This is a genomic window from Shouchella miscanthi (assembly GCF_007725405.1).
GTDB classification, from domain to species: domain Bacteria; phylum Bacillota; class Bacilli; order Bacillales; family Bacillaceae_D; genus Shouchella; species Shouchella hunanensis.
Window position 1 is genome coordinate 4,231,602 of the sequence record NZ_CP042163.1, and the last position, 19,007, is coordinate 4,250,608.

At 38.8% G+C, this 19,007-nt stretch carries 21 protein-coding genes; 1 reads left to right on the plus strand and 20 read right to left on the minus strand.

Annotation, left to right across the window (positions count from 1 at the left end; all coding sequences use genetic code 11):
- Positions 1-10 precede the first annotated feature (10 nt).
- From rplI to FPV17_RS21550, 9 genes are all read right to left on the minus strand, one after another.
- A complete protein-coding gene (gene rplI, locus FPV17_RS21510; protein ID WP_035396871.1) occupies positions 11-454 on the minus strand; it encodes a 50S ribosomal protein L9 in 444 nt (147 codons plus the stop codon).
- Between the two features lie 2 nt (positions 455-456).
- Positions 457-2,421 carry a DHH family phosphoesterase gene (locus tag FPV17_RS21515; RefSeq protein WP_035396873.1) on the minus strand — a complete coding sequence of 655 codons (1,965 nt, stop codon included), beginning with the start codon at positions 2,419-2,421 and terminating at the stop codon, positions 457-459.
- A 31-nt stretch (positions 2,422-2,452) separates the two neighbouring features.
- Positions 2,453-3,388, minus strand: coding sequence for a DUF2232 domain-containing protein (locus FPV17_RS21520; RefSeq protein WP_186370689.1), 936 nt, complete (start codon positions 3,386-3,388; stop codon positions 2,453-2,455).
- Between the two features lie 164 nt (positions 3,389-3,552).
- Positions 3,553-3,786 carry a 30S ribosomal protein S18 gene (rpsR, locus tag FPV17_RS21525; RefSeq protein WP_035396877.1) on the minus strand — a complete coding sequence of 78 codons (234 nt, stop codon included), beginning with the start codon at positions 3,784-3,786 and terminating at the stop codon, positions 3,553-3,555.
- A 25-nt stretch (positions 3,787-3,811) separates the two neighbouring features.
- Entirely contained in the window at positions 3,812-4,294 is a 483-nt protein-coding gene (gene ssb, locus FPV17_RS21530) for a single-stranded DNA-binding protein (RefSeq protein ID WP_035396879.1), read from the minus strand.
- Positions 4,295-4,332: 38 nt separating this feature from the next.
- Entirely contained in the window at positions 4,333-4,620 is a 288-nt protein-coding gene (gene rpsF / locus FPV17_RS21535; RefSeq protein WP_035396881.1) for a 30S ribosomal protein S6, read from the minus strand.
- A 394-nt stretch (positions 4,621-5,014) separates the two neighbouring features.
- Positions 5,015-6,115, minus strand: coding sequence for a redox-regulated ATPase YchF (gene ychF, locus FPV17_RS21540; protein WP_035396883.1), 1,101 nt, complete (start codon positions 6,113-6,115; stop codon positions 5,015-5,017).
- A gap of 49 nt (positions 6,116-6,164) precedes the next feature.
- On the minus strand, positions 6,165-6,362 hold the full coding sequence (locus tag FPV17_RS21545) for a DUF951 domain-containing protein (protein WP_035396885.1): 198 nt from the start codon (positions 6,360-6,362) through the stop codon (positions 6,165-6,167).
- A 64-nt stretch (positions 6,363-6,426) separates the two neighbouring features.
- Positions 6,427-7,455: a YkvI family membrane protein gene (locus FPV17_RS21550; protein WP_035396888.1), complete on the minus strand. Its 1,029-nt coding sequence runs from the start codon at positions 7,453-7,455 to the stop codon at positions 6,427-6,429.
- An 84-nt stretch (positions 7,456-7,539) separates the two neighbouring features.
- Between FPV17_RS21550 and yyaC the strand changes: the two genes are divergently transcribed.
- Entirely contained in the window at positions 7,540-8,169 is a 630-nt protein-coding gene (gene yyaC, locus FPV17_RS21555; RefSeq protein WP_246117092.1) for a spore protease YyaC, read from the plus strand.
- Here yyaC and FPV17_RS21560 read toward each other — a convergent pair.
- The 11 genes from FPV17_RS21560 to rpmH form a co-directional block, all read right to left on the minus strand.
- Positions 8,166-9,311, minus strand: a complete 1,146-nt coding sequence (locus FPV17_RS21560) for an aminotransferase class V-fold PLP-dependent enzyme (RefSeq protein ID WP_144560374.1) — start codon at positions 9,309-9,311, stop codon at positions 8,166-8,168. The genes yyaC and FPV17_RS21560 overlap by 4 nt on opposite strands.
- A gap of 53 nt (positions 9,312-9,364) precedes the next feature.
- Positions 9,365-10,231 (minus strand): ParB/RepB/Spo0J family partition protein, encoded by an 867-nt coding sequence (locus FPV17_RS21565; RefSeq protein ID WP_035396890.1) that lies wholly within the window; start codon positions 10,229-10,231, stop codon positions 9,365-9,367.
- Positions 10,224-10,985 carry a ParA family protein gene (locus FPV17_RS21570; protein WP_035396917.1) on the minus strand — a complete coding sequence of 254 codons (762 nt, stop codon included), beginning with the start codon at positions 10,983-10,985 and terminating at the stop codon, positions 10,224-10,226. The genes FPV17_RS21565 and FPV17_RS21570 overlap by 8 nt, the downstream gene beginning before the upstream one ends.
- 195 nt (positions 10,986-11,180) lie before the next feature.
- Positions 11,181-12,038, minus strand: a complete 858-nt coding sequence (gene noc, locus FPV17_RS21575; RefSeq protein ID WP_144560375.1) for a nucleoid occlusion protein — start codon at positions 12,036-12,038, stop codon at positions 11,181-11,183.
- A gap of 110 nt (positions 12,039-12,148) precedes the next feature.
- On the minus strand, positions 12,149-12,862 hold the full coding sequence (rsmG, locus tag FPV17_RS21580; protein WP_144560376.1) for a 16S rRNA (guanine(527)-N(7))-methyltransferase RsmG: 714 nt from the start codon (positions 12,860-12,862) through the stop codon (positions 12,149-12,151).
- Between the two features lie 10 nt (positions 12,863-12,872).
- On the minus strand, positions 12,873-14,762 hold the full coding sequence (gene mnmG, locus FPV17_RS21585; RefSeq protein WP_035396897.1) for a tRNA uridine-5-carboxymethylaminomethyl(34) synthesis enzyme MnmG: 1,890 nt from the start codon (positions 14,760-14,762) through the stop codon (positions 12,873-12,875).
- Positions 14,763-14,893: 131 nt separating this feature from the next.
- The gene (gene mnmE / locus FPV17_RS21590) at positions 14,894-16,264 is read right to left on the minus strand and encodes a tRNA uridine-5-carboxymethylaminomethyl(34) synthesis GTPase MnmE (protein WP_035396899.1); all 1,371 of its coding nucleotides are present in this window, start codon (positions 16,262-16,264) and stop codon (positions 14,894-14,896) included.
- 128 nt (positions 16,265-16,392) lie between these two features.
- Complete coding sequence (jag, locus tag FPV17_RS21595) at positions 16,393-17,025, minus strand: RNA-binding cell elongation regulator Jag/EloR (protein WP_035396902.1); 633 nt, start codon at positions 17,023-17,025, stop codon at positions 16,393-16,395.
- Between the two features lie 14 nt (positions 17,026-17,039).
- Entirely contained in the window at positions 17,040-17,855 is an 816-nt protein-coding gene (yidC, locus tag FPV17_RS21600; protein WP_144560565.1) for a membrane protein insertase YidC, read from the minus strand.
- A gap of 13 nt (positions 17,856-17,868) precedes the next feature.
- Positions 17,869-18,267 (minus strand): ribonuclease P protein component, encoded by a 399-nt coding sequence (rnpA, locus tag FPV17_RS21605; RefSeq protein ID WP_035396904.1) that lies wholly within the window; start codon positions 18,265-18,267, stop codon positions 17,869-17,871.
- Between the two features lie 66 nt (positions 18,268-18,333).
- Positions 18,334-18,471, minus strand: coding sequence for a 50S ribosomal protein L34 (rpmH, locus tag FPV17_RS21610; RefSeq protein WP_035396906.1), 138 nt, complete (start codon positions 18,469-18,471; stop codon positions 18,334-18,336).
- Between the last annotated feature and the right edge of the window lie 536 nt (positions 18,472-19,007).

The following is a 19,007-nucleotide window of genomic DNA, read 5'->3' on the forward strand; positions in this document are numbered from 1 at the left end:
TCAGCTTCTCTTATACTTCCTTCACATGAACATTTAATACAGCTGTTACCTCTGGATGAATCTTAATCGGCACTTTTGTATAGCCAAGTGAACGGATTGGTTCATCTAATTGAATTTTGCGCTTGTCAATTTTCTTGACTTCTTTTTGTAAAGCTTCTGCAATTTGCTTGGTTGATACAGCTCCGAATAAGCGTCCACCCTCGCCTGCTTTTGCAGGAATGGTAATCGTTAATTCTTCTAATTTCTGTTTAAATGCTTGTGCGTCTTCAAGCTCTGCTTGTGCTTTTTTATCTTGACTCTTTTTTTGTGCTTCAAGATCTTTAATGTTTCCGGAAGTCGCTTCCTTCGCTAACTGGTTTGGAAGCAAGTAGTTTCTTGCATACCCTTCCGCAACGTCTTTTGTTTCCCCTTTTTTACCTTTGCCTTTTACATCTTTCAAAAAAATAACTTTCATCGTTACGAACCTCCTTCAAATCCATCGTCTATCGCTTGTTCTAATCGATCTTTTACTTCTTCTCTCTCGGCATCTTCTAGTTGTGTTGCTGCGTTTGACAAATGTCCTCCACCGCCAAGACGTTCCATAATGACTTGCACATTGATATCGCCGAGGGATCGAGCACTAACTCCGACTCGGCCATCGCCTCTTTTACAAATAACAAATGAGGCACGAACACCACTCATTGTTAAAAGCGTATCGGCTGCTTGGGCAATAATGATCTGATCGTATGGCTCATCATCATTTGCCATTGCAATCGCATACCCGTCTCGGTAGACATAGGCATTTTCCATCAGCTTAGAGCGGCGGACATAACTCGCTAAGTCTTCTTTTAAAAGCTTCTGTACAAGGGCTGTATCTGCTCCATTTGCTCTTAGGAACGATGCAGCATCAAAGGTACGTGCACCAGTACGAACCGCGAAGCTCTTTGTATCAACGGTAATACCCGCAAGTAACGCTGTCGCTTCTAGCCGGTCCATTTTAAATTGCATTGGTTGATACTCTAATAGCTCAGTGACTAGCTCTGCTGTAGAAGAAGCATAAGGTTCCATATAGACAAGTACCGGGTCATGTACGAAGTCTTCACTTCTGCGATGGTGGTCAAGTACGATAATGCGGTCAACCATTTGCAATAATTTAGGTTCAATGACCATGGATGGTTTATGCGTATCCACAATTACAAGAAGGGTTTCTTTATCAGCAATTTGTACCGCCTCTTCAGGTGTAACAAATTGATTCCATAAATGTTCTTGCTGTTTCACTTCGTCTAGTAACCGTTGAACATCAGCATTGGTATCTTCTTCATCAAGTACAATAAACCCTTCGCGATCATTCAAGTCTGCCAGTTTCAAGACACCCAGAGAGGCACCAATTGCATCCATATCTGGTCTATTATGACCCATGACGATCACTTTTTCGCTTTCTTTAACGAAATCACGCAAAGCATGGGAAATCACTCGCGCTCTGACTCGAGTTCGCTTTTCTACAGCATTTGTCTTTCCTCCATAGAATCGAACACGTCCATTTTTCTTCTTTATTGCTACTTGGTCTCCACCACGTCCTAAAGCCAGATCGAGACTAGATTGAGCTAACACACCAAGCTGCTTTAACGAAGCTTCTTCTGTACCTACACCAATACTAAGGGTAATGGGTGCTTTTTCCTTCGCAGTGATGTCACGTATTTCATCAAGAAGTTCAAAACGATTCTCTTCTAACAGTAGTAATGTCTTGTGATTCATTACTGCTAAAAACCGATCTGATGATGTTCTGCGTAAGTAAATGTCATAATCATTTGCCCAGTTATTTAGTGCCGTAGTGACTTGGGCTAGCAAGCGACTACGAATTTGGTCGTCCATGCTTTGGGTTACTTCATCGTAATTGTCTAAATAAATATGCGCAATTAACGGTAGCATATGGTCATACCGCTTCTGCGTTGTTTCTTTTTCTGTAACATCTACCACGTAAATCAGTCGTTCGTTTTGTTCAAACGTAAAGTGATAATAGCCAGATTCAAACTGTATGGTTTCTTCTGCGGTATCATCTTGGATATACTGCTGTAAATCTTTATGAATAACAGTTACATCCATTCCATTTAACCCTGTTCCAAAGCGCTCTTGTATAAATGGATTTGTCCATTGAATGGTTCCACTTTCATTATAAAGAACAATTCCAACAGGAAGCTTTGTTATCGCTTCATCACTTGCTTTATTCACTCGGTACGAAAGCGTTGAAATATACGTATCAAGATAGTGGTCGTCCTTTTTCTTTGCTCTAAAGTAAAAAAACACCCAGATAAGTAAAAGTACTGTTACACCAACACCAGCTTCCCACTGATTAAACGTAAGCCAAGCCGTTAAAGCTAAAACGAGGGTAAATAGAGTGATGACATACGTATGCTGCCACCACGGCTTGTTCCAATTAGGCATGAATGTCATCTCCTACTCATTGCGGCCAAATTTATTCCTTCAATCGATCTCTTAAGCGCAACATCAAATCCATCAATCCGATAATCTTTATGAATAGTATCGTTAACTGCATAACCAACATCAACAGTACAAGACCAATCGTGACAATCACAATTGCTGCTTTCGATGCCTTTTTATCATACATATAGGTTTGGATAAACGATAGACCTTGTATAAGAAGAAAAATACTAAAGATGTTAAACCCTATTAACGAAATGCTCGCCATAAGAGAACCCTGCTCAAACGAAATGAACCCTAAAAGCATAAACAAAAAGTAGAAAGCAATGATATATTTCGGAAACTGCCAGTTACGAAAGGCAGGAAGTTTATCATATTGTATTCCTACACGTTTATACATAAGCGTAGACAGTCCATAAAGGATAAACCCATACATTGTACCGAATACGAGGAGTAAAAACGGCATCATATTTTGTAGCATTTGCATATATTCTCGAATAAACGCGTCATCGTATACATCAACAGCAAACGACTCAGCTAGCCTTTGGGTTTCTACTAACGTTTCTCTAACTGCACCTAAAATTGACACATCATATAAACCTTCAATGACCACATAGATCATCGCTAAAGATAAGAACGGCGCAATGATAAACACGGCTATTCGTTCAACCGCCGACTTCCTCATATATTGATAGTAACCAACGAGTACACCGATTAATGCGAAACAAACTGGAACCAGTATTATACTTGAAAAAACAAGCGATAACCCAACAGTCGCCACTGTCGCCAAACTGGCGACCATCGTTCCTGTTTTCAATCCATATACTGCCGTTATATAAAGAAGCGGTAATGGAAGTGCGATAAATGCAAGTGTATTGATTAAAGGAATACCAGTAACAAGCAGAGTATACAATAGAACAAACAGTAACCCGTTTATGATCCCTCTTGTTACAACTTTCTTGTCTTCCAATTCGTCACCTCTTTTAAGCGTGCAAGCTGTTTCTTCCCACAGCCTTTATCTATTTTATCGCAATTACTCTGAAAGTAAAAGCGAGTTCAATTGAAATTAAAAAAAGAGAGCAATCAAACTGGCTTTTCGAAAGCCGGCTTAATCCACCCTCTTTTATCGCAACATTAATTTACTTCGTTTACGTAAGGAAGTAAAGCAATTTGACGGCTGCGCTTAATTGCAACAGTCAATTTACGTTGATATTTTGCAGATGTTCCAGTTACGCGACGTGGAAGAATTTTACCACGCTCAGAGATGAAACGCTTAAGCAAATCAACATCTTTATAGTCAATGTGCGTAATTTTGTTTGCTGTAAAGAAACAAACTTTTCTACGCTTTGGACGACCGCGACGTGCCATAAGACATTCTCCTTTCTATTTGTTATTAGAATGGTAAGTCATCATCAGAAATATCAATTGAACCATCATTTGAAAACGGATCATTGTCGTAACCGTTTGAGCGATTACCACTTGAACCTGCGTTCCCTGAACCTGATCCATAATTTCCTTGAGAACCACCGAAGTTTTGGTTTTGATTGTTTTGGCTATTACGAGGTTCAAGGAATTGAACACTCTCAGCCACAACTTCAGTTATAAATACTCGTTTTCCTTCATTGTTATCATAACTGCGGGTTTGAACTCGTCCATCAACGCCTGCTAAACTTCCTTTTTTCAAGAAATTCGCTACGTTTTCTGCTGGCTTTCTCCAAACAACACAATTGATGAAATCCGCTTCTCTTTCCCCTTGTTGATTAGAGAATGGACGATTCACTGCTAGCGTAAAGTTCGCTACAGCAACGCCATTCGGGGTAAAACGAAGCTCAGGGTCACGGGTTAATCGGCCAACAAGAACAACACGGTTTAACAATGCGATCCCTCCAGCCTAGCTCGTTTATTTTATCGTTATTATTGTTCGTCTTTTGTAACAAGGACACGAATAACATTATCATTGATTTTAATCAGACGATTAAATTCATTGATTGCTTCAGTGTTCGCTTGTACGCTAATAAGAACGTAGTAGCCATCTTTGAAATCATTGATTTCATAAGCTAAACGTTTTTTACCGATCTCTTCTACCTTTAAGATTTCAGCACCGTTATCAGTGAGCACTTTGCTGTAGCGCTCAACGATTTCTTTGTTTGCTGCCTCTTCTAGGTTTGGAGCGATAATGTACATAATTTCGTACTTACGCATTCCATTCACCTCCTCTTGGTCTAAACGGCTCTGTTTGTAAAGCAGAGCAAGGAGCAAAAACTAATTCACTCACATTCAATGATTATATCATTTTAGAAATTAATGAGCAAGCTTCAAATTAAAATCACCTGCCTTTATATAAAAAGTAGAAAACAGTTTGGGAAGAATACATGAGGGTCTTGCGAAGATTTCTAGGAGCTTACTTAATTATTACGCTCTCTTTTTCTAAATTCCTTCTACCTTGTAAACGATATTTTTCGACAACGTCTTTTTTACCTCCTATCAAAAAAGAGCTGTACAAAACGTACAGTCTCTTGTTCTTTCGCTATTTTCATTCGGAAACATGGAACCTGTCTCTACGCAGTGCCAAAGACGGATTCAACTAACGTACTTCTTATACATTAAAACGGAAATGGATCACGTCGCCATCTTTAACGACATAGTCTTTTCCTTCAAGCCGGACTTTGCCTCGTTCTTTTGCAACCGCCATTGTTCCAGCATCAACTAAATCAGAATACGAAACGGTTTCTGCACGAATAAAGCCACGTTCAAAGTCTGTATGAATGATTCCTGCAGCCTGAGGTGCTTTTGTTCCATTGCGGAACGTCCATGCTCTCACTTCTTGTTCACCAGCAGTAAAATACGTTTCTAGTCCAAGTAAAGAATAGGCAGCACGAATTAACTGATCAAGACCGGATTCTTCAATCCCTAATTCTTCCAAGAACATTTCTTTTTCTTCACCTTCAAGTTCAGCAATCTCCGATTCAATCTTTGCACATACCACAATGACATTGCTATTTTCCTGGTTGGCAAACTCTTTCACTTGCTTCACATAATCATTATCTTCTTCAGCAACAAGATCATCTTCAGAAACGTTTGCAACATATAAAACAGGCTTACTGGTTAATAAGTGAAGCTGTTTTACAATTTTAAGCTGATCGTCATCAAAATCAATGCTACGTGCAGGCTTTTCGTTTTCAAACGCATCCTTTAGAAGCTCAAGTACAGCAAGCTCTGCAACGGCTTCTTTATCTTTCGTCTTTGCTAGTTTTGCTACTCGTGTGAACCGCTTATCAACTGATTCTAAATCAGCCAAAATCAATTCTAAATTAATGACTTCAATATCTCTTAACGGGTTCACGCCACCAGACACATGGGTAATGTTATCGTCCGCGAAACAACGAACAACATGGGAAATCGCATCCACTTGACGGATATGAGATAAGAATTTATTTCCTAACCCCTCACCCTTACTCGCGCCTTCCACAATTCCAGCAATATCTGTAAATTCAAAAGCTGTTGGTACCGTTTTTTTCGGTTTCACAAGTTCTGTTAGTTTATTTAAACGTGAATCTGGTACTTCAACAATCCCTACATTCGGGTCAATCGTACAAAAGGGATAGTTTGCAGATTCAGCACCAGCTTGTGTGATTGCATTAAATAAGGTCGATTTTCCAACGTTTGGTAAACCAACAATTCCTGTCGTTAAAGCCACTTCCGTCACGTCCTTTTATTTATCGATTCTCAAATCCGAACATTATTGTTTACTCGTTCTCAGACTCGATTACTTTTTTTAGCTTCTTTGAGAAATCCCGACGTGGTAGCATAACACTATGTTGACAACCTAAGCATTTTATACGTACATCCATTCCCATGCGGATAATCTTCCAACGATTTTCCCCACAAGGGTGCGGCTTTTTCATTTCTACGACATCATGTAGCGCAAATTCCTTGTTTGCCAATGTTCTTTCCTCCTTCGGGTATTTCTGCTTGTATTATACACGAAGGAGTGCTGCCTTTGTAGTGTCAGCGCTTCTTTTTTGTAGCAGGATGTCTTAAAATGGGGTACAACAGTAGCGCAGCAAGGATATATAAATTTAAAATGCCGTATAAAGGATACAGAATTGAAATTAATGTGGAGAAGCCGAATAGTGTCAATGGTGCCATTAGTGCAACGAGCAACAACGCTATTACCCACGGCTCACCAGTTACTTTCACTCGAATACGAGATAGTAACCCTAATACACCTGAAGCAGCTGTTGTATAAATGGCTAGCCATAATACCAGTGAGATTGCTAATACCATTACTGATGGATAATGCTTTAAAATAACGAATAATGGTATCTCATAGAAGATGATCTCTTGAGCAACAGTAAGCAAGGACTCGTTGTAAATATACGAAACCGTTCCTAAAATAACGCCACTTCCGATACTCGCAATGTAGATTTCCCCGCGATGGTTAATTTGGTTTCCAACAGCGCCTAATACAGCGATGATAGGCAAAATATTTAAGGATGTAAACGTTAACGATGATGGCCAATTTTTCTGTTCCTGTAAATTAAACGAAAATGTAAATCCAATAGAGTGTTGATAAACAAGTAAAACCGCCAATAAGCAAACAATTAGAATAGGAATAAGAAGCGCATTTATTTTTGTCATACCGCTTGTACCTTTTATAAAAATAATGACAACAAGCAACCCGTTGACGATAATACCAAGCCAAGTTGGAATATGATAGACTTCGAGAGTGGCTCCAGCCCCCGCAAGCATGATGACAGTTACTGAAAATAAATAGAGGATAATCATTACGTCATAAGCCTTAGCTAAGCGCTTTCCTAATACTTTTTCTAACACAGGTAGATAATGAGTGGTTTGTTCTTTTTTAGATACCGTTAAAATAACAGCACAGCTAATGGAGAAAAGGACAGCAAACAATACGATAGCTAGTCCGCTTTCGGCACCAAAAAATTCCCATAACTCTCTCCCTGAAGCATAACCTGCCCCAATAATTGTTCCTACTATTAAAAACATCCACTTTAATCCATTTCCCCACAAAATCCTCACCCTCGCTGTTTCAGCATGTATAGATTTTCTAGAAATCTACTATACTGTTACTACTATGGTGAAGGAGTTAAAAATATGAGTACAAACCTTTGGCCTTTTAGAAAAAAAGTGTTTTCCAAACGTATGCATATTGATGATGATTTATTTACACAAGAACTAGGAAAGTCCTTACTTTTATTTTGTCGTCAACACTCAGCAAAAGAACTTGTTGTCGCTTGTATTGGTACTGACCGTTCTACTGGCGATGCGCTTGGTCCGCTTCTTGGAACAATGCTACAGAAGCGTCATCTAACTCAATTTACTGTTTATGGAACATTAGAAGCACCTCTTCATGCGGTAAACTTAGAAAATCGATTAAAGGATATTCATGAACTTCATCCTCATGCTTTTCTCATTGCGGTTGATGCCTGTTTAGGACGGCAAGGACATGTTGGATCGATCACGCTTTCGAATCAATCATTAAAGCCAGGGGCAGCTATGGGGAAGTCTTTGCCTGAAGTTGGCGATTGTTCTCTTACTGGAGTAGTAAATGCTGCTGGTCTGATGGATTTCCATATACTTCAAAGCACTCGTCTTCACGAGGTCATGACAATGGCTGAAAAATTACAAACCCTCTTTACTTATGTGGATGCGCAACTGAAACAATCGACCCAAAAAAAACACCCTTCTCTTTTTCAAAAGAAAGGCATTTTCACTGAGCTTTAAAACGATGTTCCTATTTCCTTTAGTGCATTAATAAGGACACGAACATCTTCCTTTGTCGTATAAGGTCCAAAGCTCACACGTACCAACCCTTTGTCAATCGTTCCAAACCACTCATGTAATTTTGGAGCGCAGTGTAAGCCAGCTCTAACAGCAATTTGATAATGTTGATCAAGAATAATGGCACACTCTTGACTGCTTAACTCAGCAAAGGCGAAGGAAACAACCGCTAGGCGACCCTTAGCTACTTTTGAACCAACAAGTGACAGGTTCACATTCGCAATCTCACTTAAAAAATAATCGACCAACTGCATTTCATGCTGATAAATTGCCTCTGTTCCTCCTAAATATTCAAGCTCATCTAATCCAGCCCCGAGCCCTACAATAGCAGGCGTATTTAGAGTGCCAGCTTCATACCGCTCCGGCCACGTATTTGGCTGATCTTTAATTTCAGAACTATGACCAGTACCGCCATAGGTCATTGGCTTTAAATGATAGTTACCTTTGGATACTAAGATACCTGTACCTTGAGGACCTAATAATCCTTTGTGACCAGGGCAGGCAAGCAGATCAATACCATCTCTCTCCATATTAATGTCAATTGTCCCTGCTGTTTGTGATGCATCAACGCAAAGGATTGCTCCAACAGATGCTGTTTTTTCAGAAATCGACGTTAATGGAACGATTTCCCCTGTAACGTTTGAAGCATGATTAATTACGACAAATTTCGTTTTATCGTTAATCGCTTCAACTACACTAGCAGCCGTTTCCTCACCTGTTTTCCCGCCAGCAAATCGAATAACGATACCGGCTTGCTTTTCCATTGCATATAATGGTCTAAGGACCGAATTATGTTCAAAATGAGTTGTAACGACTTCATCTTTATTAGAAAACGGAAATCCGAGAATAGCTTGATTTAACGCAAACGTTGCATTCGAATAAAACCAAACGTGATCTTCTGATGGCGCATGGAAAAATGTCGCCATTTTTTTCCTTGTTTGCAAAACCAATTCAGAGGCTTGTCTAGCTAGAGAATGCCCTCCTCTTCCAGGGTTTGCACCGTGCATTTCCATCGTAGCGACAACCGAGTCAATCACTCGTTTCGGTTTAGGAAATGAGGTAGCGGCGTGATCAAAATAATACATGTAATTCTCTCCTTTCAAAAAAGAAGCCGCCTCTTTAAGGAGGACATGCTTCTTTATTCTTTCGATTGTATTAAAATATCTAAAATTCTCTCTAAATCATCTTCAGAAAAATAATCAATCTCTATTTTCCCTTTTTTCTTCCCTGGTTTGATCATGACCGATGTCCCAAGCGAATCTCTTAAACGCTCTTGATGATTTTTAAGAAAAGGAGACAATTTCACTTTTACTTCTCTTGTTTCACGTGGAACATGTTCATTAATCTCTTGAACTAATTTTTCAACTTCTCGAACGCTGAGCTTCTCTTGAAGAACATTTTCAAGCACTTGAGATAATTTCTCTTTATTTTGTAATCCGAGTAATGCTCTACCATGACCCATACTTAGTTTACCAACAGATATAAACTCTTGAACCACTTTAGGTAGCTGCAACAACCGCATATGGTTGGCAATATGTGGCCTACTCTTCCCTAACCGCTTTGCCAATTGTTCTTGTGTGCTATTTGAGTAGCTCATCAGTTTTTCGTACGCAATGGCTTCTTCAATCGGATTCAAGTCTTCCCGCTGTAAATTTTCAATTAACGCAATTTCCATCATTTTCTTTTCATCTAAATCTTGAATGATAACAGGAATTTGATCTAATCCAGCTTGTTTAGCTGCTCTAACACGACGTTCTCCCATTACAATTTCATAATCTTTAATAGATTTTCTGACAGTAATTGGCTGTAAAATGCCATGTTCTTTAATCGAATCACTTAATTCTTTTAAAGATTCTTCTGAAAATGTTTTTCTTGGTTGATACGGGTTTGGTCTTACTTCAGATACAGAAATAAATGTGACTTGTTCCTGATTTTGTTCACTTTCGTTCGGAAAAAAAGCTTCTAATCCTTTACCTAAACCTTTCTTTCCAATCGATTTAACCATTTGCAACCACTTCCTTTGCTAAGTCTATGTACACTTCTGCTCCACGTGACTTCGCATCGTATTCAATGATTGGTTTTCCATAACTTGGTGCTTCTCCAAGACGAATGGTTCTAGGGATAATCGTATCAAATACTTTATCTCGAAAGTACTTTTTCACTTCTTCAATAACTTGAATACCAAGATTGGTTCGTGCATCCAACATTGTTAGCAGCACACCTTCAATCGCTAACGATGTGTTTAAATGTTTTTGCACCAATCGAACGGTATTTAAAAGCTGGCTTAAACCTTCTAAAGCGTAATATTCACATTGTACTGGGATAATAACAGAATCTGACGCTGTTAACGCATTAATTGTTAGCAAGCCTAATGACGGTGGACAATCAATAAAGATATAATCATACGTTTCTTTTAATGGTGTTAAGGCTTTCTTTAAACGAACTTCTCGTGAAATCGTTGGCACGAGCTCAATTTCTGCACCAGATAACTGTATCGTCGCAGGAATTACATCTAAATTACTTACACTCGTTGGAAAAATGACCTTGCTAGCCGGTACATCATCAATAAGGACATCATAGATACATTCATCCACATCCCCTTTTTCAACACCTACTCCACTCGTTGCGTTACCCTGTGGATCTATATCAACTAGAAGTACTTTTTTTCCTAAATGAGCTAAACATGCTGCCAAATTCACTGAAGAAGTTGTCTTCCCAACGCCGCCTTTTTGGTTTGCGACAGCGATAATTTTTGACACTTGGACACCTACTTTCCTTCGTTGCAGAAACATTCTCTCTTTATTTTCTTGCATTAATTGAGATTCCCTAAAAAAAGTCATTAACTGAGCATAGGATGCCCACTTAACCTTCACTTGGAATAGATTACTTTTATTTTAGCATAAATCGACGATAAACCTATTAAAAAAAAGACCTATCTTTATGTAATAGATAGATCACTTTTTAGGTATTCGGATGGTAAATTGGTAAAAATCATCATTATCTTCTTCATCTGTATCGACCTTCAGCCCCGTTTTCATCACCATATCCACAGACTGACGGATCGTATTCATCGCAATCCGCATATCTTTTGGATACGATTTACGGGTTGCTTTTTTCTTTTTTGGTTCATCTTTTTCTTCAAGATCCGGATAAAGGAACTGTTGAACGCGTTCTTCTGTTTGCTTCACGTTTAACTGTTCTGCAATAATTTGTTCTAAAATAACTTCTTGCGCCTCGTGATTACCTTTTAACCCAATAAGTGCTCTAGCATGGCGTTCTGAAATAAAGCGATTTAAAATAGCGTCTTGCACTTTTTTTGGCAAGTTTAATAGTCTTAGCTTGTTTGCAATCGTTGATTGTCCTTTTCCAAGACGTTGCGCAAGACTCTCCTGTGTTAACTGATGAATTTCAATTAACTTCGCATAAGCTGTGGCTTCTTCAATAGCCGTCAGTCCCTCACGCTGTAAGTTTTCAATTAAAGCAATTGAAGCTGTCTGTGAATCATTAAACTCTTTTATAATAGCAGGTATTGTTTCCCAACCTAAAGACGAAACGGCTCTAAACCTCCGCTCACCTGCAATGATTTCATACTTCTCTTCTCTAATACGCACTACAATTGGCTGAATAATTCCATGTGTACGAATGGTTTGTGCTAATTCAGTAATTCGCTCTTCATCAAAAACCGTTCTTGGCTGAAAGCGATTTGGCACAATGTCTTCAACTGGAATTTGCTTCACTTCTTCGTTTTCGATTAAATCACCATCGTCATGTTTATCATTTAAGCCAAATAGGCGTGAAAACGATTGCTTCATCGCCTCAGACACCACCTTTTATTAAATAACCATCATGTATAGTTCGACACCTATAAAAGTCATTCCTTTGTTTAAATGAATTTGTTCCACGTGAAACCTTTACGTAACGTTTAAACAATAGGTTGTTTGTTCGGCATTCCAGGTTTTCTAGGATACTTTTTTGGTGTTGTTTTTATTTTTTTAATCGTAACAATATGACGGTCACTCTGTTCAACTGGTAAAGAAAAGAAATGGTTGCTTTCTATTTGTCCACCCAATGTTGTAATAGCTTTTTCCCCATCATTTAACTCTTGATTAGCGCCTGCTGCTTTTAACGCAATAAAAGATCCATCTACTTTAACAAAAGGAAGACAAAGTTCTGCTAAAACAGACATACGCGCAACCGCTCTTGCTGTCACAATATCATAATTTTCTCTATGCATCGCATTTTTACCTGCTAATTCAGCACGATCATGGTAAAAAGAGACATTTGTAAGTCCTAATTCGTCTGCTAAAAACGTTAAAAAACCAATTCTTTTATTTAAAGAATCAATAATCGACACGTGTAAATCAGGATAAAGAATTTTTAAAGGCAAACTCGGAAACCCTGCTCCTGCTCCAATATCCAATACAGATTGATTAGTAAAAGGAAAATAAAAACTAGGTGTAAGTGAATCATAAAAATGCTTTAAATAAACGTCATCTTTAGCAACAATTGCTGTTAAATTGATTTTTTCATTCCACTCAACAAGCAGTTCAAAATAACGGTTGAACTGCTCCTCTTGAGTAGATGAAAGCACGATATTTTTTTCAGCAAGTAATTCTGGAAATTTCTCGAAACTCATATAAACAACCTCACGATGATGTTTTGGCAAGACGTCCTTGTTCCAAATAAACAAGTAAAATCGATACGTCTGCAGGATTAACGCCAGATACACGGGAAGCTTGCCCTACAGATAAAGGTCTAACCATTTTTAATTTTTGTCGCGCTTCCGTTGCAAGCCCTTGTATAGCATCATAGTCAAGGTCTTCAGGGATTTGCTTACGCTCCATTTTCTTTAAACGTTCAACTTGCTGCCACTGTTTTTCGATATACCCTTCATACTTCACTTGAATTTCAACTTGTTCGCACACGTCCTCATCAAGCTGTTGATCAGGGTGCGGCACAATGTTCATCAAATCGTTATACGTCAATTCTGGTCGCTTCAATAGCGCTTCTGCTTTAATTGCCTCACTCATAGCGTTTGACCCTAACTGGGTAAGAACTTCATTCACTTGAGATGATGGCTTCACGATTAATCCTTTAATACGCTTAATCTCTTGTTCGACTGCTTCTTTTTTGTGTTTAAACTGAGCATAGCGCTCTTCAGAAATTAAGCCTAGGTCATAGCCTTTTTCCGTTAAGCGTAGGTCTGCATTATCATGGCGTAAAATTAAGCGGAATTCAGCTCTAGACGTAAGTAAGCGGTAAGGCTCATTTGTACCCTTTGTAACTAAATCATCAATCATAACGCCAATATAAGCGTCTGAACGATCTAAAATCAACGGCTCTTGTCCTGCTACTTTTCGTGCTGCATTAATTCCTGCAACTACCCCTTGTCCAGCAGCTTCCTCATAGCCCGATGTGCCATTAATTTGTCCAGCTGTAAAAAGCCCCGGTACTGCCTTTGTTTCCAAAGTCGGCCACAATTGTGTAGGAACAATGGCATCATATTCAATTGCATATCCAGGGCGCATCATTTTCACATGTTCAAGACCAGGAATGGATTTAAGCATAGATAGCTGAACATCCTCTGGTAAACTTGTTGATAAACCTTGCACATATACTTCTGTTGTGTTTCGACCTTCCGGCTCTAGAAAAATTTGGTGTCGTGGCTTATCATTAAAGCGGACAATCTTATCTTCTATAGACGGACAATACCTTGGTCCTGTTCCTTCTATCATACCTGAATACATTGGTGAACGTCCAAGATTTTCATTAATAATTTCATGTGTGTCCGATCCAGTATAGGTTAACCAACATGGAAGTTGATCGGTAATATACTTTGTGGTTTCATAAGAAAAAGCACGAGGCTTATCGTCCCCTGGCTGTATTTCTGTTTTTGTATAATCAATTGTGTTCCCATTTACTCGTGGGGGCGTTCCTGTTTTGAAACGGACAATGTTAAATCCAAGTTCTTTGAGGTGGTCAGACAGCTTAATGGATGGCTGCATATTATTTGGACCTGATTCATAAGATAGCTCACCTAAAATAATTTTACCTTTTAAATAGGTACCTGTTGTAATAACGACAGCTTTCGCACGATATTCAGCACCTGTATTGGTCATAACACCGCGACACTCGCCGTCCTCAATGATTAGTCGATCAACCATTCCTTGACGTACTAATAAATTGTCTTGTTCTTCTAGGGTTTTTTTCATTTCATGTTGATACTGGAATTTATCAGCTTGCGCGCGTAAGGCACGAACCGCCGGACCTTTACCAGTATTTAACATTCTCATTTGAATATGGGTTTTGTCGATATTCCGCCCCATTTCACCGCCTAAAGCGTCTACTTCACGAACGACAATCCCTTTTGCAGGACCGCCTACAGACGGATTACACGGCATATACGCAATCGCATCTAAATTTAACGTAAGCATAAGCGTGTTCGAACCCATCCTCGCAGCAGCAAGACCTGCTTCCACTCCTGCATGACCTGCTCCGATGACAATCACATCAAACGAATCAGCTTGATAATTCATATATGCTCGACTAGATCGTTTCTCTAGTCTCCCTTCCTTTCAATAAAAATTTTTGAGTATCTGAAGTACATCAGTTCGCTCCTAACGCTCTCGTTACTCAACGAACTCGACATCCACAATTCTTAGAGGAGTTATTTCCCTAAACAAAATTGTGAAAACAACTGGTCAATTAAACTATCTTGCACATCTTCTCCAATAATTTCTCCCAAAAGCTCCCAGGTTCGTGTCACATCAATTTGGATAAGGTCGACTGGGACATCCATCTCTGTAGCCTGTAGCGCGTCCTCTGCACGTCTTCTTGCTTCGTTTAACAACCCTATATGCCTAGCATTTGATACGTAAGTTAGATCTTGACCTTCAATATCTCCAGCGAAAAACAATTGTTTAATTGCCTCTTCTAATTGGTCAACACCCTCATCATGAATTAATGACGTTGTTACAACTGGTCGCCCGTTGGCAAATTGATGCACCTTTTTAATATCAATCGCTTGTTTTTGGTCGGTTTTATTGACAATAATAACGACATCCATATCTTCAACGGCTTCAAAAAGCGCTTCGTCTTCCATCGTTAACGGTTCACTGTTGTTTAATACGAGTAAAATTAGCTCTGCCTCTTTTAAGGCTTTACGTGAACGCTCAACCCCAATTTTTTCAACAATATCTTCTGTTTCGCGAATACCTGCTGTATCAATCAATCGAAGAGGTACACCTCTTACATTAACGTACTCTTCTAATGTGTCTCTTGTTGTTCCCGGAATGTCTGTAACAATCGCTTTTGATTCGTGTACAAGACTATTCATTAAGGAAGACTTCCCTACATTTGGACGTCCGATAATAGCCGTTGCTAATCCTTCACGCAGTACTTTCCCTTGCTTCGCAGTAACGAGAAGATGATCAATTTCTACTAGAACTGGCCTCATCTTTTCGCGAATAATCTGTTGTGTCATCGTTTCTGCGTCATACTCAGGGTAATCAATATTGACTTCTACTGCAGCAACAGTCTCTAAAAGTTGTTGTCTAAGGTGTTGAATCTTTCCTGACAACCTTCCCTCTACTTGTCTCATCGCTACGTTCATTGCCTGATCTGATTTGGAACGAATTAAATCCATCACACCTTCTGCTTGAGAAAGGTCTATTCTCCCATTTAAGAAAGCACGCTTTGTGAATTCTCCCGGCTCAGCCAACCGAGCACCATGTGACAATGCTGCTTGTAACACGCGATTAACAGAAACCAACCCTCCATGACAGTTAATTTCAACGATGTTTTCTCGCGTATACGTTTTTGGTCCATGCATAACAGTGACCATAGCCTCTTCAATGACTTCATTACTCTCGACTAGGTGCCCGTAAGTAATGGTGTGCGTCTTTACATCACTCAATTTTGTTGTTCCTTTAAAGAGCTTGTCACTAATGTCAATTGCTTGATCTCCACTGAGCCGGACAATTCCGATAGCGCCTTCTCCAAGTGCCGTAGATATTGCTGCGATTGTATCCACATTCATCACCCCCGTAAAATACAGCTTCAACTAATAAGAATAGCATACGCCTAGTTGAAAAGCCATTGCTTCAATGTGAACTTTCTCTTCCAGTTTTTATGGCTCCATAAAAATAAGAAGTGCTTCTGCACTTCTTATTTTTTCGGTTCAACAACAACATGTCGCTTTGAACCGTTTCCTTTTGATTCAGTTGTGACAATCTGACTATCCGCTAATGTTGTATGAATGACTTTACGTTCCCGAGCAGACATTGGCTCAAGTACCACTTTTTCCTTTGTTGTATGTGCCTTTTGACTGATTCGAATGGCTAATTGACGCAAAGTCTCTTCTCGTTTTTCCCTGTAGCCACCGGCATTTAAGCGAATACGAGAGGTATCGCTTGTGTCATGCTTAGCAACAACTAAATTTGTTAAATGCTCTAAAGAATCAAGTGTTTGTCCTTTTTTTCCAATCAACTTTCCTTGGTCATCACTTTCAGATGTCACAAGGTCCAATGCAACATATTTCCCATCACGTTGATGATCTACCGTAACGTTAAGTCCCATTAATTCGGCTGTTTTTAAAAGAAAGGATTCAGCAACGTCTTCGGTTTTAGGTTTTACACGAACTTCAATTACTGCAGGTTTTCCACCAAATAATCCTAAGAAACCTTTTTGCGGTTCTTCAATTACGTTATACATTAATTGATCTTTTTTTACATGAAGTTCATCTAATGCTTTTTGTACAGCTTCATCAACAGTCCGACCTTTTACCGTCTTCGTTGCCATAGGATACCCCTTTCTTATTTCCGTTTTTTCTTGTTTTTCTTCTTCTTATTTGAACTCTTATTTTTTGCGTTTGATGAATACGTACCCTTTGTTGTGCTTTGATTAACACCGACAGTAGATTCCAACCCTCTTTTTCCTGTATTTGGTCCAGTAATAAAGTAGGTTTGTGCAATCATGAAGATGTTTCCTACTACCCAATACAAAATAACAGCAGCTGGTAAGAAAATCCCGATTACTAAAATCATAAACGGCATAAGATATAATAATATTTTTGCTTGTGGATTATTTTGAACCATCATCATTTTTTGCTGAACGAATGTTAACACAAACGCCAATATCGGTAAAATAAAAAATGGATCTGGATCACTTAATTGAAACCAGGCAAAGGATTCCCCTTGAAAATTCTCAGTACGCATAATCGCATGATAAATAGCAAGAAATATCGGCATTTGAATCAAAATAGGTAAACAACCTGCAAAAGGATTTACTTTATGTGTTGCAAATAATTTCTGCATTTCTTCATTTAATTTTAACCGTGTATTTTGATCTTTTGCGCTATACGTCTCACGTAATTTCTGCATCTCCGGCTGCAACTGCTGCATCGCCTTCATGCTTTTCGTTTGCTTCACCATTAATGGCAGTAAAATGAATCGAAATAAAATGGTTACAATGATAATGGCAAATCCATAGCTATTTACCCAGTTTGCAATGAAGATAATTAATTGTGATAACGGATACACAAAGAAGGAATTCCAAAAACCTGAGCTCTCTGATGTAATAGGCTCGTTAATATTAAAACAGCCAGATAAAAAAAAGAGCATCCCCGTCATGACTACGAGCCAGCTAATTCGTTTCACTTTCTTTTCTTCCTCCTAGCTGTCGATTTTCTTTATTTTGTTGAACACGAACAATCATTTTTGATTTTCTAAGTACATGCTCCAAGCTACTTTTAATTTCATGGTACGTCATGTCTTTAACTGGATTTCGGGCAATGACAACATAATCGTAATTATGCTTTAGTTCACCCTGAATTTGAGTAAATACTTCACGTACAAAACGTTTAATCCGATTTCGACAAACAGCATTTCCCACTCTTTTTGAGACAGATAATCCGAGGCGCAGTGAATCTTGTCCTTCTTTCGGCAAGATATAAAGAACAAATTGACGGTTGGCCATTGATGATCCTCTATTAAAGACAGCCGAAAATTCTTCATTTTTTTTAATACGTTGCTCTTTTTTCATTCGTCTCACGACCCTCTTGGCTCAAATAATGTATATAACCTGAAAAAGACCACTGATGTCAGTGGTCTATGCAGACAATACTTTTCTTCCTTTTTGACGACGGCGAGAAAGAACTTTACGTCCATTTTTCGTAGCCATTCTTGCACGGAAGCCGTGATTCTTTTTACGTTTACGGTTATTTGGTTGGAACGTTGGTTTACCCATGTATTCCACCTCCTTCGAGGATTTAGATCTTAAGGCACTCCTAAAAATTATATAGATGTATGCCCGTATGTGTCAAGTCTTTATTCTAAACTTCTTTTAAACCTCTTTTTTCACTTCTTAACAAAGTCTCTCTCTTCCTTTGTGGACATATTTTTATTCACAAACGGTTATCTACACGTTATCGACAAAGATTTACACATATCTTGTATTGTGGACAACACTAAAACACTACATCCTGTATTTTGTGGATAAGTTCATCCTTCCATTGCTACTACAGCTTTTTTTTGCTATGATATAAGAGATTTCTTTCGTGGACAATGTGAGTACTAAAGAACCTGTCCACAGCCTGTGGGTAAGGTTGTGGACAGGTTCTTTCCATCTGTTTATTTTGTTATCCACAGTTTGTTGAAGTCGTTGCTTTTCTACGTGACATCCTATAATATGAATGTTTCGTCGTATATATTCGTCCGTATATTTATACCACTACTTATACAAAAGTTGTACAGTGTGAGAATGTCGCAGAAGGAGGGGCTTTT